The organism is Mesorhizobium sp. M6A.T.Ce.TU.002.03.1.1, from assembly GCF_003997275.1.
Taxonomy (GTDB): Bacteria; Pseudomonadota; Alphaproteobacteria; order Rhizobiales; family Rhizobiaceae; genus Mesorhizobium; species Mesorhizobium mediterraneum.
On sequence record NZ_RZTI01000022.1, the window covers coordinates 51,148 to 67,471 of the forward strand.

The 16,324-nt window shown below is 64.5% G+C and carries 14 protein-coding genes; 2 read left to right on the top strand and 12 right to left on the bottom strand.

Features of this window, described 5'->3' with window-relative positions; all coding sequences use genetic code 11:
• Window positions 1-122: 122 nt before the first annotated feature.
• Genes EOC93_RS09930 through EOC93_RS09955 form a run of 6 tightly spaced genes read right to left on the bottom strand, consistent with a single transcriptional unit; the run spans window position 123 to window position 7,376 of the window.
• The gene (locus EOC93_RS09930; protein WP_095484567.1) at window positions 123-584 is read right to left on the bottom strand and encodes a MarR family transcriptional regulator; all 462 of its coding nucleotides are present in this window, start codon (window positions 582-584) and stop codon (window positions 123-125) included.
• The gene (locus EOC93_RS09935) at window positions 581-1,165 is read right to left on the bottom strand and encodes an amino acid synthesis family protein (RefSeq protein ID WP_095484568.1); all 585 of its coding nucleotides are present in this window, start codon (window positions 1,163-1,165) and stop codon (window positions 581-583) included. The genes EOC93_RS09930 and EOC93_RS09935 overlap by 4 nt, the downstream gene beginning before the upstream one ends.
• Window positions 1,158-2,039, bottom strand: coding sequence for a UPF0280 family protein (locus tag EOC93_RS09940; protein ID WP_127204512.1), 882 nt, complete (start codon window positions 2,037-2,039; stop codon window positions 1,158-1,160). Before EOC93_RS09940 ends, EOC93_RS09935 begins: the two co-directional genes overlap by 8 nt.
• Complete coding sequence (locus tag EOC93_RS09945; RefSeq protein ID WP_095484569.1) at window positions 2,039-3,580, bottom strand: 6-hydroxynicotinate reductase; 1,542 nt, start codon at window positions 3,578-3,580, stop codon at window positions 2,039-2,041. The genes EOC93_RS09940 and EOC93_RS09945 overlap by 1 nt, the downstream gene beginning before the upstream one ends.
• Complete coding sequence (locus EOC93_RS09950; protein ID WP_127204507.1) at window positions 3,577-6,516, bottom strand: molybdopterin-dependent oxidoreductase; 2,940 nt, start codon at window positions 6,514-6,516, stop codon at window positions 3,577-3,579. The genes EOC93_RS09945 and EOC93_RS09950 overlap by 4 nt, the downstream gene beginning before the upstream one ends.
• The gene (locus EOC93_RS09955) at window positions 6,513-7,376 is read right to left on the bottom strand and encodes a xanthine dehydrogenase family protein subunit M (RefSeq protein WP_127204508.1); all 864 of its coding nucleotides are present in this window, start codon (window positions 7,374-7,376) and stop codon (window positions 6,513-6,515) included. Before EOC93_RS09955 ends, EOC93_RS09950 begins: the two co-directional genes overlap by 4 nt.
• A gap of 303 nt (window positions 7,377-7,679) precedes the next feature.
• On the opposite strand from EOC93_RS09955, the gene pncA reads away from it, so the two are divergent.
• Window positions 7,680-8,279 carry a bifunctional nicotinamidase/pyrazinamidase gene (gene pncA, locus EOC93_RS09960; RefSeq protein ID WP_095484571.1) on the top strand — a complete coding sequence of 200 codons (600 nt, stop codon included), beginning with the start codon at window positions 7,680-7,682 and terminating at the stop codon, window positions 8,277-8,279.
• A 41-nt stretch (window positions 8,280-8,320) separates the two neighbouring features.
• On the top strand, window positions 8,321-9,751 hold the full coding sequence (locus EOC93_RS09965; protein WP_095484572.1) for a sodium:proton antiporter: 1,431 nt from the start codon (window positions 8,321-8,323) through the stop codon (window positions 9,749-9,751).
• Here the strand turns inward: EOC93_RS09965 and EOC93_RS09970 are convergent, their stop codons facing one another.
• From EOC93_RS09970 to EOC93_RS10000, 6 genes are all read right to left on the bottom strand, one after another.
• Window positions 9,752-10,471, bottom strand: a complete 720-nt coding sequence (locus EOC93_RS09970; protein ID WP_095484573.1) for an ABC transporter ATP-binding protein — start codon at window positions 10,469-10,471, stop codon at window positions 9,752-9,754. It lies immediately after the preceding gene.
• Window positions 10,468-11,193 (bottom strand): ABC transporter ATP-binding protein, encoded by a 726-nt coding sequence (locus tag EOC93_RS09975; RefSeq protein ID WP_095485081.1) that lies wholly within the window; start codon window positions 11,191-11,193, stop codon window positions 10,468-10,470. The genes EOC93_RS09970 and EOC93_RS09975 overlap by 4 nt, the downstream gene beginning before the upstream one ends.
• A complete protein-coding gene (locus EOC93_RS09980; RefSeq protein WP_095484574.1) occupies window positions 11,190-12,152 on the bottom strand; it encodes a branched-chain amino acid ABC transporter permease in 963 nt (320 codons plus the stop codon). Before EOC93_RS09980 ends, EOC93_RS09975 begins: the two co-directional genes overlap by 4 nt.
• On the bottom strand, window positions 12,149-13,030 hold the full coding sequence (locus EOC93_RS09985) for a branched-chain amino acid ABC transporter permease (RefSeq protein WP_095484575.1): 882 nt from the start codon (window positions 13,028-13,030) through the stop codon (window positions 12,149-12,151). Before EOC93_RS09985 ends, EOC93_RS09980 begins: the two co-directional genes overlap by 4 nt.
• 221 nt (window positions 13,031-13,251) lie before the next feature.
• Entirely contained in the window at window positions 13,252-14,556 is a 1,305-nt protein-coding gene (locus EOC93_RS09995) for an ABC transporter substrate-binding protein (RefSeq protein WP_095484576.1), read from the bottom strand.
• Window positions 14,557-14,724: 168 nt separating this feature from the next.
• Window positions 14,725-16,173: a hypothetical protein gene (locus tag EOC93_RS10000; RefSeq protein WP_127204509.1), complete on the bottom strand. Its 1,449-nt coding sequence runs from the start codon at window positions 16,171-16,173 to the stop codon at window positions 14,725-14,727.
• Window positions 16,174-16,324: the final 151 nt, after the last annotated feature.

Below are 16,324 nucleotides of genomic sequence, written 5' to 3' on the forward strand. Positions count from 1 at the left end.
AACCGTCGATGACGGCGTCTTTCTCCCCGTCACTATACGGGGAGAAATGTCCGGCAGGACAATGAGGGGCGGCGTAGACCGACCAAGTTCGCTCAGCCTCTGGGAGCCAGCGAGGGCACCGCTCAGGCCAGCTTGGCCAAAAGCCTCATGAAAATGGCGGCCTCCTTGGCGGAAAGCGGCGCCAGCGTTTCCTGCGTGATATCGCGGGCGATCGGGATCAGCCGCTCGATGGCATCCCGGCCCTCAGCGGTCAGATTGACCAGCAGGCGCCTTTTGTCGACCTCATGCTTGGAAAGCTCGACCAGGCCGCGCGCCTTGAGCCGGTCGATGACACCTTTCACCGTCGCCGCATCCATGGCGATCAGGCTGCCAAGCTGGTTCTGAGAGGTCTCGCCGACGTCGTGCAATTTGGCCAGGGCGGCAAATTGCGGCGGTGTCAGGTCGGCGATATGTGCCGCGAAGATCGAGACATGGCGCTGGTGCGCCTTGCGCAGGATGAAGCCGACCTGCTCCTGCAGGCGGTAATCGTTTTCGTCAGGCTCCTCCGCCTCGACCAGCTTGAGCTTGATGTCTTCGGCGCTCACCGCAGTCCGTCCCATGCCTTGATGTCCTTGGCCGCGAGGCCGCCCATGCGATCATGCACGCGCGGGCCGCAGGTCATGGCGAGGCAGAACAGGATCTCGTCGGGACGAGGCCCGTCGCTGATGCCGACCTCCATGGCATCGAAATGGCTGCGCACATAGGCGGCGTTGATATGGCCGAGCGGCACGTCGAGCTTTGAACCGAAGGCGCCGACCTTCTTTGCCGATGGCACGATCGCCTTGGCGTCGCCGAGCCGCTCGCGCATGGCGTAGCCACCCGGCACATGCCACAGCGCGCCATGCTCGAGCTCGCCGGCGATACCGACGATGGCGCCTTTGCCATAGCCGTCGATCTGCTTTACGTCGCCGCCCAATGCGGCGATGAGCTTGTCGGCGAGCAGCAGGCCGAGCGGCTTCAGATCGTCCATCGCGCTCTGCAGGTCTTCCACGTAGCGGCCCGCGAACGGGTTCTTCACCACAGCCATCGCAGCGGCGCGGCGGCGCGGCACCTTCGCCACCGGTCCGCCCTCGTGAAAGATCTCTTCGGTCAGCACCGCAACCTTGCGGATCGCAAACTCAGGCATGGGCAATTTCCTTCCTTGATTTCTCATTGGGCGCAGCGAGGGGCATGGGACCGGCGATCCGTGCCTGACCGGCAAGGAAAAGCGCTGAGGCGGCAATCAGGCCGTGTCGCCGAAAATCTGCGACGACAGCAAGCCCGCTGTCCAGCGCAGCGGCTATTTCGCCTGATGAAAGCACGCCGACGCCCTGGGTGACCAGACGATCGCCAAGGTCACTGTCGGGCGCCAGATCGCGCGCCGGCACGCGCTCGATGGCGGGATGACCGGGCAGATCGACGGCATTGGCGATCAAGGTCGCGGCGGCATCGGCTTCAGCACCCGTCCGCGCCAGCACGGTGACTGCGTCGGCGATGCCCAGCGAAAAGGAACGGCCGCGCCAGCCGCTCGTCGCGACGCCGCGGATCCCGTCTTCGGCGCGGATCGTGATACGGTCCGCCAGTCCATGACCTGTCCCGGCAATGGCGAGGGTCATGGACCGGCCGTTGCCGAGATGGATCGCGCTGTCACCGCCATTGTTGACATAGGCGCGATCGAGCCGGCGCCCGGCCAGCAACGCGCCAAGCATTTCGTCGGCTACCGAACCGGCGACTGCAGCCATCGGCGTGATGAATTGTTTCGCTAACGGAACAACCGCCGCTTCCATGCGCCGCGCCGTCGGCCCAGCGAAAGCACGTGGCCGCGACGAAGCCGGACGGCGCAGTTCTGGGAGGTCGTCGACGATCTCCTGCAGGATTGTCTGGAACCGCGCCACCGCCTGGCTGTAGGCGGCGCGGCATTCGTCCGCATCGCCAAAAGCCTCGATGATCAGGTCGATCGGGCCATGATTGAGATGCAGCCGCCTGCCGTCCTCAAGCCAATGTGCCTGCGGGCCGTTCATCACCCGGACCCGTTGCTCGCGGCACGCCGCAACTGCGCCAGTGGCGGCCATGGATTGCTGGCCGGCGCACCTGTGCCGCGGCGCGGGTTGAGATACTCGCCGCCTTTGGCGAGAATGTCATCAACGCTGCGGATCTCGGCTTCGTAGCCACCGAGCCTGACATAGTCGTCGCGGCGCAGGGTGAACTCGATCGGCGCCACCAGCGCCGGCGTCGGCACATAGCCGAAGGCACCTTCCGGCACCCGGGTGACATCGACCATCAGCGTGATGCCGCCGCCCGGCCAAACATAGACCGGCGCGCCGCCAACGGTGACATAAGTCGTCAGGCCCTGCACCGAGCGGGTCAGATTGACCGGGTTCTCGGTGACACCGGCGCGCAGCGAGCCGCCGGCACCGCCGACGAACAGCACGGTGCACAGCGCCGGCTCGCAATTGTCCTCGATCAGGCCGACGGATTTCTGCAGCCGCTCCGGGAAGGGCTTTTGTACCGGCTTCAATTCATCATCGAGCTCGTAATAGGCGAACTGCTCGCCGGTGGTCGAGACCATCAGCAGCGACAGGCCGGGGCGGGCGCCCTTCTTAGCGTTCCATTCGCCGAGGATCGACAGCGGGTCGGAAATGCTGGTGCCGCCCCAGCCGAGGCCGGGCTCGGACACCTTGAAATAGCGGCCCGGCGTCGAACGGCGGCCGATGATCTTGATTCCGGTGTCCTGCCAGCCGAGCACCTTGCCTGCCTGATGCTCGGACACGACGCCGGTGATGTGGTCGTCGACCACCACCACCTCGTCGACCAGGTCGCGCCACTGGGTGGCGAACATGCCGATGGTGGCCGAGCCGCAGCCGACCCGCATGCGATGTTCGAGCTGGCCGTCGATGACCGGGGGCTTGCCGGCTTCGACGATGACCGTGGCACCGCCGTCGATGGTGAGCTCGACCGGCTTGCGGTTGCATAGATTAAGCAGCGCATCGCAGGTGGCGCGACCCTCGGCCTTGGAGCCGCCGGTCAGATGATGCACGCCGCCCAGCGACAGCATCTGCGAGCCATATTCGCCTGTCGTGACATGGCCGATTGCCTCACCCGCCGCGCGGACCGTGGCAGTCTCGGGACCAAGGTGGCGGTCGGTGTCGATCTTCACCTTGACGCCGCAGTAGGAGAAGATGCCCTCGGTGACGACGGTGACGAGATCGACGCCTTCGACCTCCTGGCTGACGATGAAAGGCGCAGGCTTGTAGTCGGGATAGGTGGTGCCGGCGCCGATCGCGGTGACGAAACGGCGGCCGGTGTTGACCAGTTCGCCGTCCCATTCTTCGCCCTCGGCGACAAAAGGCACAACCACAGCGCCGGTCTCGGCCGCATGGTCGAGGATGGTCAGCGGATCCATCCGCACGATCCTGCCGCCGACATTGCCGTAGCGATCACAAGCGCCGGTGCGGCCGTCTGATATATAGCACATGACCGGGCAGGCATCGCAGCGGATCTTTTCCGCCACTTGCTTCTCGCCGGGATCGTGGGTTTCGAAGCGTTCGGCTAGCTCGCTCATCGGCCCGCCTCCTTGTCGCGGATCGCAGCGCGGATGCGACTCGGCGTCGCCGGAATTTTGGTGACCAGGACGCCGGTGGCATGGCGGATGGCATTGAGGATCGCGGGCGCCGTCGGGATCAGCACATGCTCGCCCAAGCCCTTGGCGCCAAAGGGTCCTTCCGGATCCGGAACTTCGATCAGGATGGTCTCGATCGGCGGCACGTCGCCGATGGTCGGGATGAGATAGTCGTGCAGATTCTCGGTGCGACCGGGAATGTACTCCTCCATCAGCGCCATGCCGATGCCTTGCGCGATGCCGCCCTCGATCTGGCCTTCGGCGAGCAGCGGATTGATCGCCTTGCCGACATCATGCGCGGCGGTGATCTTGATCAGCTTCACCGTGCCGAGCTTGAGGTCGACCTCGAGTTCGGCGATCTGTGCGCCATAGCCGTAGACGGCATAGGGCTTGCCCTGGCCCTTGGCGTCGAGCGGCAGCGTCGGCGGGTCGTAGCTTTCCTCGGCACGGAAGACGAAGCCGTCAGCATCGGCCTTCAGCGTGGACAGATCGATATGCCGCGTCGCTTCGCCCTCGCGGATGACCAGGCTTGTGCCATCCAGAGCGATCGCTGCCTTCTCCGACACATTGGCGAAGCGCAGCATGATCTCGCGCAAGGCGCCGCCGGCCTTTTCGGCGGCCTTGCCAGTGACGAAGGTCTGGCGCGAAGCAGACGTCTTGCCGGCATCGGGCGTGATCGCCGTGTCGGCGCTTTTCAGCCGGAATTTTTCGAGCGGCAAGCCAAGCGCGTCGGCGCAGATCTGGGCAATGACCGTGTTCGAGCCTTGCCCGATATCGACGGCACCCTGATGCAGGACGACGTCGCCGGTGGCGGAGATGCCGACTCTGATGGTCGATGGATTTGGCAGCGAGGTGTTGCCACAGCCATACCAGCAGGAGGCGACGCCGACGCCACGTTTCCTGCTGTCATTGGCACTGTTGAATTTTTCGGCATCGGCAAGCGCGCGCGTCCAATGCGGCCGCAACGCTTCGAGGCACTCGGCAATGCCAACGCCTGCTTCCAGCCTCTGTCCGGTAACCGTTTCGGAGCCGTTACGAAGACAGTTTTTCAGGCGAAAATCGAGCCGGTCCAGCCCAAGCTTTTCGGACAGCTCGTCATAGAGTGTTTCCTGCATGATCGTCGCCTGCGGCACGCCGAAACCGCGGAAGGCGCCGGAGATCGGGCCATTTGTGTGGATGGCGCGGCCTTCGGCACGGTAATTCGGCGTCGCATAGGGACCGGAGGCGTGCACCGGCACGCGGTTGGCGACGGTCGGGCCCCAACTCGCATAGGCGCCGGTGTTGAAATCGCCTGCGAAGACCATGCCGGTGACGCGGCCATCGGCATCGGCGCCGATCGTTGCCTTCATCTCGGCGGGATGACGCTTGGTGGTCGAGATCATCGATTCGTTGCGGGTATAGGCGAGTGCAGCCGGCCGCCCGGTCTTCATCGCGACCAAGCCGATCAGCGGCTGCAACGAGACGTCGAGCTTGGAACCGAAGCCGCCGCCGGTGGCTGTCGGCACGATACGCACCTTGTCAGCGGCAAGGCCAAGCACTTTTGCCACGTCGTCGCGATCCATGTAGGGCGCCTGCGTGCAGGCGACGACGACGAGCGTGCCGCCATCCATATAGGCATGGCCGGCTTCCGGCTCGATATAGGCGTGCTCGACATAGGAGGTATCGATGGCGCCGGAAACCACGAAAGCCGCGCCGGAAAGCGCGGCTTCGGGGTCACCGCGCTCGACGAAGCCAGTGGTGAGCAGGTTTGCCGGCCGGTTCTCGTGGATCAGTTGCGCGCCGCCGGCTTGCGCCTCGCAAGGCTGCAGAAGGTATGGCAACTCGGTCCAACGAACAGGAAAATCCGAAAGATCGAGATCGAGGATGGCCTCGCGCTCGCCGGCAACCAGCGCCACTGCCTCGCCGCGAAAGCGCGAAAAGCCTTCGGCCAGCGCCGGCTGGTCGGCAAAAGGCGCAATGACGCCGAAGCTGTTCTTTCCCGGAATGTCGGCAGCGGTGAAGACGCCGACGATGCCGGGACGGGTTTTCACCCAGGCGTCGAGATCGCCGAAGGCGAAGCGGGCGTGATGATGCGGCGAGCGCACCACCAGCACCGCCAGCGCATCGGCCGGGAAGGAATCCCCGCCGAATTTTTCGCCGCCGGTGACTTTCGGCAGGCCGTCGAGCCTGATCGGAGAGGAGCCTACAGCATGGCCTGAGATTGGCATTCTGCGGTCAAGGTCGAGATCGAGCCGCTGAAGTTGGTGCTGCCCCTCACCCTTACCCTCTCCCCGTGAAAGACGGGGAGAGGGGGACGCCAGCGCTGGAGCTTCGTCCTTCTCCCCGTCACTGTACGGGGAGAAGGTGCCGGCAGGCGGATGAGGGGCAATGCCGTCCGTCGATAGTTCGCTCGCGAACCGTCCAGCATCCATCACCGCCGCAACGATCTTCCGGTACCCGGTGCAGCGGCACAGGACGCCGCCCAGCGCATCCTGGACTTCGGTTTCGCTCGGGTTCGGCTCCCTGTCCAGCAGCGCGGTTGCCGCGATTAACAGGCCGGGCGTGCAGATGCCGCATTGCGCGGCGCCATGGTCGAGGAACGAAGCTTGCAGCGCCGACAATCTGCCATTGGCGAGCCCTTCGACCGTGGTCACCACGGTGCCAGCGGCAGAAGCCACTGACATGAGGCAGGCGCAGACGGGTTCGCCGTCGACAAGCACCGTGCAGGCGCCGCAGTCGCCGGCGTCGCAGCCGATCTTGGTGCCGGTCAGGCGCAATTCGTCGCGCAGCACCGAAGAGAGACGACGAACCGGCGGCACGCAGACAGAAACGGCGGCGCCGTTGACCTCGAAGGCGATGTCGGCCCGCTCCATGCTCATGCCAGGCTGAGCTTTGCTCATGCCGCCACCGCCTTGTCATTCGATGCGTGACCCGCGGCATCAAGCACGGCGCGGGCGACGATCTCGCGCACGGCGTCCAGCCGGTATTCGGCGCTGCCGCGGACGTCGCCGATCGGCGACAGCTCGTCCATCGGCGCGGACTGGATCGCAGTGACGAGGGCGTGGTCAACCGGGAGGCCGCGCAAGGCTGCTTCGACACTTGCAAGACGTTTGGCGACCGCTGAACAGGAGCCGACGGCGACGGCAGCGTTGCCGACGATGCCGTCCTCAACGGTCAGACGGGCGGCCGCCATGGCTATGGAAATGACGAGATAGCGACGGGCGCCGAGTTTCACGAAAGCCGACGTGCCGGCGGAGGCGTTTTTCGGCACGCGGATGGCGGTGACCATTTCGCCCGGCTGCAGTTCCGTGCGGCGGTTTCCCAGGATGAATTTTTTCAGCGGCAGATGGCGGGCCATCGCTGCCGAGCGCAGCTCGACCTCGGCGTCGAGAATGAGCAACGCCGGCACGCCGTCGGCGGCCGGAGAGGCATTGCAGAGATTGCCGGCGATGGAGGCGACGTTCTGGATCTGCACGGAGCCGACTTCCCGCGCCGCCTGCTTCAGCGCATCGAACGCCGCCGGCAGCGGATGACGGACAAGATCGGTCCAGGTCGTGCGCGCGCCGATGACCCAATGGTCCTCGGTTTCGGCGATACCGCGCAGCGTTGCGAGACCGTTGATATCGAGGACATTCTCGCGGAAAGGCTTGGTCCCTTGTGCCGGGTAGAAATCGGTGCCGCCGGCAAGGATGCGCCACGAAGCCTCGCCAAGCAAAGCGAGCGCCTCGTCGACGGTGGTGGGTTTCGCGTAACGGATCACGCTTTGCCTTCCCAGAAATAGGGATCCTTCCGGCATTCGGGCCGGTCAAATTCATTCGTATGCAAATGATATCAAGCCGACAGGAATTGTCAAAGCCAGAGTTTCGGGCCGCTCTCCGCATCGGCGCGGCGGCACGCATTTGTTATACCGTTGGAGGTTGACGCAGCCGGCCATCTGGTCGAGTTTCTGCATCCGGTCGCGTCAGCGGCATTTTTCGGTGGAACCTGGCTTCGAACACCGGATTCCACGTTTCGGCAGACTTCCGGTTCGGGTCATGCCTCCGGACAAACAAGAGGGAGGCCCATGGCCGACGAAGCGCTTGTCATCATCGACCTGCAGAACGATTTCTGCCCGGGCGGCGCGCTGGCGGTGGCCGGCGGCGACGAGATCGTGCCACTGGTCAACGACCTGATCCGGCGGACCGAGCATGTCGTGCTGACGCAGGACTGGCATCCCGCCGGCCATTCGAGCTTTGCCTCCAGTCATCCCGGCAAGCAGCCGTTCGAGACCATCGAGATGCCTTACGGCCAGCAGACGCTTTGGCCGGACCATTGCATCCAGGGCAGCCTAGGCTCGGACTTTCACTCCGGCCTCGCCTGGACCAAGGCCGAACTGGTCATCCGCAAGGGCTTCCGGCCGGCGATCGACAGCTATTCGGCTTTCTTCGAGAACGACCATACGACGCCGACCGGCCTTGCCGGCCATCTCAGGGAGCGCGGCATCGACACGCTGACCCTGGTTGGTCTTGCGACCGATTTCTGCGTCGCCTTTTCGGCGCTCGATGCGGTCAAGCAGGGCTTCCACACAACAGTGCGGCTCGACGCCTGCCGCGGCATCAATCTCAACAGGTCCGTCGAGACGATGCTGAACCGAATGCGTGATGCCGGCGTGACGCTGGCTTGAACATCACCAATCGCATCCGACACAATTCCAGAGGGGGCCTTATGCGGTTTGCGGCGGCTTTGACGGCGGGCGCTGTGGTGGCAGTCGCAACCCTGCTTCCGGACATAGCGCTCGCAGCCGAGGCCCACGAGTTGCCAGGCGAAACAATGTCGCTGTGGTGGGCGCTTCCCTTTGCCGGCCTGCTTCTGTCGATCGCCACCGGGCCATTGCTCTTCCACCATGTCTGGGAGCACCACTACGGCAAGATCACCCTCTTCTGGGCGGCGCTTGTGGTCGTGCCGCTGGCGGTTGCGTTCGGCATGCCTTCGGCCACGGAAGCGGTACTGCATGCGCTGCTCACCGAATATATGTCGTTCATCATTCTTCTGTTTGCGCTGTTCACCATTTCGGGCGGCATCCTCGTCGCCGGCAACATCCATGGCACGCCGCTGGTGAATGCCGGACTGCTGCTGATCGGGGCGATGCTCGCCTCGGTCATCGGGACGACCGGCGCCTCGATGATCCTGATCCGGCCGATCCTGCGCGCCAACGACAATCGGCCGTTCAACGCCCATGTCGTCATCTTCTTCATTTTCCTGGTGTCCAACATCGGCGGCTCGCTGACGCCGCTCGGCGACCCGCCGCTGTTCGTCGGCTTCCTGCGCGGCGTCGATTTCTTCTGGACCACCACCAATCTCTATCAGGAGACACTGTTCGTCGGCGGCCTGGTGCTGGCCGTCTTCCTGGCCATGGACATGGTCCTGCACCGCCGCGAGGCCGGCGCGCCGAAGATCAAGGATCCGACACCGGATGCGAAGGTGCGCATCCGAGGCCTGGCCAACATCCCGCTGCTGGCCGGGGTGATCGGCGCGATCCTGCTTTCCGCGACCTGGAAGCCAGGCCTGGCTTTCTCCGTCCAGGGCGTGAGCCTTGAACTGCAGAACCTCGTGCGCGACGCCATCATCCTGGCGCTTGCTTTCCTTTCGCTAGCGGTCTCGCACAAGAGCCACAGGCAGGCGAACAACTTCCACTGGGAGCCGATCGCCGAAGTGGCGAAACTGTTTGCCGGCATCTTCATTTGCATCGTGCCGGTCATCGCCATTCTCAGGGCCGGCCCCGACGGCGCGCTGGCGCCGCTGGTCTCGCTTGTCAGCTCGCCCGCGGGCGAGCCCAACGACCTTGCGTATTTCTGGATGACCGGAGCGCTGTCATCCTTCCTCGACAATGCGCCGACCTATCTGGTGTTCTTCGAGCTCGCCGGCGGCGATCCGCAGCATCTGATGACCACGTTCGCCTCGACGCTGGCGGCGATCTCGGCCGGAGCAGTGTTCATGGGCGCCAACACCTATATCGGCAATGCACCGAACTTCATGGTCTACGCAATTGCCAGGCATCGCGGCGTGAAGATGCCGGGCTTCTTCGGCTACATGGCATGGTCGGGCGCCGTGCTGATCCCGATATTTCTGCTTGCCGGCTTTATGTTCTTCGGGTGACTACCCTACTCCGACATAGCGGCGGACCGCCGACGGATCGGCGCGGAGTTCCTCGACATCGACGGTCTCGCGGTTGCGGCCGTTCTCGATGAACGAGACCCGGTCGGCGACGGACAGCACCGCATCGACCCGCTGCTCGACCAGGATCGTCGAGACGCCAAGGTCGCGCAGCTTCGACACCGTCTCACGGATTTTTGCGATCATCGACGGCATCAACCCTTCGGTCGGCTCGTCGAGCAGAAGCACCTGCGGTTCGAGACACAGTGCCCGCGCCATGGCCAGCATCTGCTGCTCGCCGCCCGACAGCGTGCCGGAGCGCTGCCTGAGCCGCTGGCGCAGCAGCGGGAAAAGGTCGAGCACGTTTTCGCGCGTCGTCTTGCCCTTGCCGCGAGCCATCAGGCCGATCTCGATATTTTCCGCCACCGTCATCTCGGCGAACAACCGCCGGCCCTGCGGCACATAGGCGACGCCTGCCTTCGGCACGTCGTGCGCCGGCAGACCGGTCAATTCCTTGCCTTCGAGCCTGATCGAGCCGGCGCGTGAGGGAACGAGGCCCATGATCGCCTTCAGCGTCGTCGTCTTGCCGGCGCCGTTGCGGCCAAACAGGCAAAGCACTTCGCCCTTGTTCAGCACGAGGTCGAGACCGTAGAGCACCTGGACCTCGCCGTAGAAGCAGTCGAGCCCAGAGATGGTCAGTGCTTCAGACCGTGTTTCAGTCATGGGGTCGTCCCCAAATAGGCAGCCTGCACCTCGGCATTGGCGCGGACCTGCTCGGGCGTGCCTTCGGCCAGGATCTTGCCGGCGTTGAAGACGGTGATACGGTCGGCAAGCTGCATGACCACCGGCATGTTGTGTTCGATCAGAAGCACGGTGGCGCTTTTGGCGATCTCGCGCACCAGCCCGATGAAGTTGTCGATCTCGCTGTCGGCCAGCCCCTGCGTCGGCTCGTCGAGGATCAGCAGGCGCGGCTTCAGCGCCAGCCCCATCGCCACTTCGAGCAGGCGCTGATGGCCATAGGACAATTGCCCGGCCGGCATGTGGGCGCGGTCGGCAAGGCCGGTGCGCTCCAGCGCCGCCATGACGCCGGCATGGACGGCGCCTTTCGAGCGGCCATCGGTCAGCGTGCGCTGCACCGGCAGCGCGACGTTGTCGTAGGCGGTGAGATTGGCAAAGACGCTGGTAATCTGGAAGGTGTAGGCGATGCCAAGGCGGACCCTGGCGTAGGCCGGCAGGTTGGTGATGTCGGCGCCGTCGAAGACGATCATGCCCGACGATGGCTGGATGCGGCCGCTGACCAGGCTGACGAAGGTGGTCTTGCCGGCGCCGTTGGGGCCGATGACGGCGCGGATCTCGCCCGGCATGAGGGCAAAATCGACGCCATCGACGGCACGCAGGCCACCGAAATTGCGGGACAGACCTTTGGTCGTCAGCAGCGGCATCATGGCAGCCATCCGAGCCAACGCTGGCGGATGGTGCCGAGAATGCCCTTGGGGAAGAACAACACCAGCAGGATGAGGGCGATGCCGACGATCAGCAGGTAGGCTGAGGTGTAGCCGCTGGTGATGTCAACGACATAGTACATGAACAGCGTGCCGATCAGCGGACCGAGCGTGGTGGCAGCACCGCCGAGCAGCACCCAGAGCAGGGGCAGGATGGAATATTGCACCGAGGCGAAAGTCGAGCCGACATAACCGAACAGCAGCGCGTAGGCGGCGCCCGAGGCCGCACAGATGGTGCCGGAGACGACGACCGCGGCGAGCTTGTTGGAAAACGTGTCGTAGCCGAGCATTTTGGTCCGCTCCTCGTTCTCGCGGATAGCGACCAGCACACGGCCATACCTGGAGCGGACGACGGCGAGCGTCACCAGCAGCACGATCGAGAACAGTGCGAGCGCGCTCATGTAGCGCACGGTCGGATTGGTGAGGCCGAGCGACGTGCTGCCCAAGACGAGGACACGCGCCGACTGCGGCACCACCAGGCCCTGGTCACCGCCGGTCCAGGACGCGAAATAGAGAATTATGAGATAGAACACCTGCGCGAACATCATGGTGACGATCATGAAGGCGACGCCAGAAGTGCGAAGCGCCAGGACGCCGATGATGAGCGCAAGAAGCGCGCCGCAGGCAAGCCCGGCGGCGAAGGCGGCAGGCACGCTCCAGCCGAGATGGATGACGGCAAGGCCTGCGCCATAGAGCCCGGCCGAAAAGAACATGGCGTGGCCGAGGCTGAGCAGCCCGACATAGCCGAATAGCATGTTGTAGCCCATGGCGAAGACCGCCAGCACCATGATGCGGGCGAGCAGCCCGTGATGATATTCCGGCAGGACGAAGCTTAGGGCGAACAGCAGGGCGATGACGCCCAGATGCAACGCATAGGCTTTTGCCGGTGAAACCTCCTTCATCGCGATGCCGTCCCGAACAGACCTTGCGGCCGGAACACCAGCACCATGGCAACCAGCAGCGTGGCGATGATCTTGGCCAGCGTCGGCGAGAAGAACACCGAGATGATGCCGTCCGACAGGCCGATCAGCACGGCGGCGACAACCGTGCCGCGCAGCGAGCCGAGCCCGCCGATGATGACGACGATGAAGGACAGCAGCAGCGGATCCTGCCCCATCAGATAATGCGCCTGGCTGATCGGCACGATCAGCACCGCGGCCACCGCCGCCAGCATGGCGCCGAGCGCGAAGACGCCGGCATAGACGCGGTCGACCGGGATGCCGAAGGCCTGCGCGGTCTCGCTGTCATATTGCGTGGCGCGCATGACGAGGCCGATTTTCGTGCGCGTCAGCACGAACCACGTTGCGACAAGCAGAAGCGCGGACGCGGCGATGATCGACAACTTGTAGCCGGAGTAGCCGAACCACGGCAGAAGGATGCGGTAGCTGAAGGGCGGCTCCACCGGCCGTGCCTCCGGACCATAAAAGGTCAGCGCCAGTTGCTGGATGATGTAGAGCATGCCGATGGTGGCGACGATGGTGGCTTCCGGATTGTAATTCAGCCGGCGCAGCACCAGCCGTTCGGCGACCAAGGCGATCAGGCCGACGATCAGCGGCGCCAGCACCAGGGCGGCCAGGAAGCCAAGTGACGGATGGCCTGATATCGCCGTGGAGATCGCCCAGGCAAGCACCGCGCCCAGCATGAAGAACTCGCCATGAGCGACATTGACGACTCGCATGACGCCGAACACCAGCGACAGGCCAAGCGCCGTCAGCGCCAGCACAGCTGAGGTGACGAGGCCTTCGAGGGCAGCGAGGAGGAGGTGGGGTCCGAAGTGCATCGGTTATATGCCCATGGCCGGTGCGAGGCGCACCCCCCTCTGTCCTGCCGGCCATCTCCCCCTCAAGGGGGGAGATCGGCTGGCATCATCGGTTTCGCCAATCGCCAAAGTCGGTAGGCAGCCGCCTTCGTACGAACTGCCAATCTCCCCCCTTGAGGGGGAGATGTCCGGCAGGACAGAGGGGGGTGACTTGGCTCCCACGCTCACAGACAAAGCCGTGTCTAGAGCGGCTGGGTCGTGTAATCCCCTTCCGGCTCGTAGAGGCCGTCCTCGATCTTGGTCTTGTGGACGACATTCAGCCGGCCGCCTTCGACCTTCGAAATGTTCTGGATGCCAAAGCACTGATGGATCTTGCCGTTGAAGGTCTTCGGTCCTTGCGGATGCTCGGGGCCTTCGGCGAACTCGGTCAAGGCTTCGGTCGCCTCGACCAGCTTGGCGCGGTCTTCCGGACCCTTGTAGCCGGCATCCTCCATGGCCTTCTTGACGACATAGAGCGTTTCCCAGCAGCCGAACATGTGGGCGGCGGTGGACACGTCCTTGGGATCACCGACGGCAGCGCCATTGTCGTCGATGCCGACGGCGGCGCGATAGGCCTTCTGCGCGGCGGAGTCGTCAGGCTGCGCGTAGCGCGGCGAGCCTTCCCAGAAATGGCTGCCGTCGAGGAATTCCAGGCCGGGGCTGTTGATGTCGGTGGCCTCGAGCGAATCGATGAAGCCGAACAGCTGCGGCCGGTTGGAGCCGTAGAATTCGCCGAGTTCCTTGACGAAGGTGAGCACCGCCGGGCCGACCATGACGTGGTAGATCACCTCGGTCTCGGCCGGGATCTGCGGAAAATATTTGGTGAAGGACGATTCCGTCGGCGGGATGGCGATCTGGGCGATGACCTCGGCGCCTTGCGCCTTCAGTGCCGGCGGCAGGTAGTCGCGATGATCGTAGCCGAAGGCGAAATCGGGAAAAATCTGTGTCACCTTCTTGCCGGCGTTCGTCGCGATCCATGGCGCCATCGACTGGATCTGGCTCTTCACGTCGGTGATGCCGGGCTGGAAGACGTAGCGGTTGAGCTTGGTCGAGGCGACGTGGTGGCCTTCGCTGACGACAAAATAGGGCATCTTGGCTTCGCCGGCGGCGGGCGCCGAGCCGATGACGACATGCGAAAACAGCGTGCCGTAGACGATGTCGGTCTTGTGCTGGGTGGCGAACTTGCCGACCACTTCGGCGCCTCGGCCGGGATCGGTGCCGTCATCCTCGATGATGACCTCGACCGGCCGGCCGTTGATGCCGCCGGCTTCGTTGATCGCCTTGACCGCAGCGGCGGTGGTCTTTTCATACCAGCGGCCATAGGCGGCGCCAATGCCGGTGCGGTGGGACTGGAAGCCGATCTTTATCGGCGCCGAGCTCTGCGCCTGGCTGTAACGCACGAACCCAGGCGCGACGGCGAGGCCGGCGCCCGCGGCCAACCCCTTCAGCGCGGTGCGGCGGGTGAGACCGGTTTTGGAGAGATCGAAAAACCCATTCTTGTCAGTCACGGCAGTTCCCCTTGTTTTTTTGAGTTTTGACCAATGGCTGTAGCGAGGTGGACCACTCTTAATAAGAGGGCCGAAATTGCATGTGTACAAACTAAATCACCAAAGCCCTGATGTGGCAAGCGGGCTTTCCCTGGGGATTAATCGACGCCATCGAGCCGGGCTTTTGTCTCATCCGGCCGCCGGCGTGGCAAGCAACCACAGGCCGAAGACCGTATAGGCGATCATCAGCACGGTGAGCGGAAACTGGCTGAGCGTGGCGCGGGCGGGAACCGGGTGCAGTCGCCAGGCGAGGCCATGCGCGACGAGCACGGCGAGCATGTGACCGGCGATGATGACGCCGGCCTGGAGATTCCACAGCCACCACGCCGAACCGGCGCCGGCGACCACGCCGGCTTCGATCTGCATATCGGCGGTGCCGAACAGGTTCCAGCCCAGCGCAAACGGGTCGGAAAGCGCAGCCACCGCATATTGGCCATCGACCAGCAGCGCTGTCAGATAATGCGCGACATGATAGGCAAGCGCGATCGGCACGATCGACCAGACCAGCAGCCCGGCGGCCTGACTGAGGGAATGCTCGCTTCCGGCCAGGCGCTGGCCGAGGACAATTGCAAGAATGAATGCGGCTGCAAGCAAGACGAACGTCAGCACGAGACCGAAGGTGCCGATGCCGATCACCGCCGTGCGGCCGGGAAACTCCAGCGGATTGATGCCGAACAGGCCGAGCCAGAAGAAGGTTTTCGACAGGCCGTCGAAGGAGACCGACGACAGCGCAAGCAACAAGAAAGCGAGGCCACTGGGCGACAGCGGCGCGGTATTGCTGAGCTTGGCGCCCGGCCAGCACAGACTGAGCCGGCCGTCTTCATTGCGCTCGACTTCATTGCGCTCGACGACGGCGAAGCGCGCAATCATGGCGAAGAAGACGGCCAGGAACTCGCCTCGCCGGCTCCAGTCGCGGTAGCCGAACACCAGCATGGCGGCAAAGCTCAGCAGCCAATAGAAGCCGGCGGCCCAGGCCAACCGTGCCGGATCGTCGGGCGCCGGGTCGATCAGCTCGAACCAGGCGAAGGCGAAGAACAGCGCGACGGCCGGCCAGCAGCCGAGCCAAGGGGGCGGGCGCCATGTCCGCCGCTTGCCGAACAGGTGTGAGATGACACGCCAAGGCCCGTACCAGGGGTTCAGCCAGGACCAGAGATTGCCGAACAGGCCCTGCAGCGAGGCCAGCCCGACCCAGAGCAGCGTCCAGATGGTGAGGGGCAACGGGTTGGAGAGCGGATCGCGGCTGCCGAACAGGCCGGCCGCGACAAGAATTGCAAAGCCGGCAAAGGATATCAGACTGACGATAGTCCGTGCGCCGTCGCCGAATGCGAAAAGCGGCAGGCGCCGCCGCCAGAGGCGGTTGATGGAGTCCGGCGGCAGCAGCGCCAGAACGAGGAAGCTGGCGGCGACCGCGAGCGCACCACCGGCGACGTAGTAGCCGGTGGGGAGGAGCAGGACGTGGCCGCGGTCGGAGGCGTGGGCGAAGGCGGGGGTGGGCGAGACGAAACACAGGGCTGCAAGCAATAGAGCCAGCGAAAGACGACGGCGCTTTACGGCGCCCCCCTCTGTCCTGCCGGACATCTCCCCCACTTGGGGGGAGATCGGCAGTTCGCTCGATCGGCGCCTTCCATGCGACGTTGGAGATTGGCGAAGGTGTAGATGACAGCCAATCTCCCCCCTCGTGGGGGAGATGTCCGGCAGGACAGAGGGCGGCGCGAAGGAACTCATACTG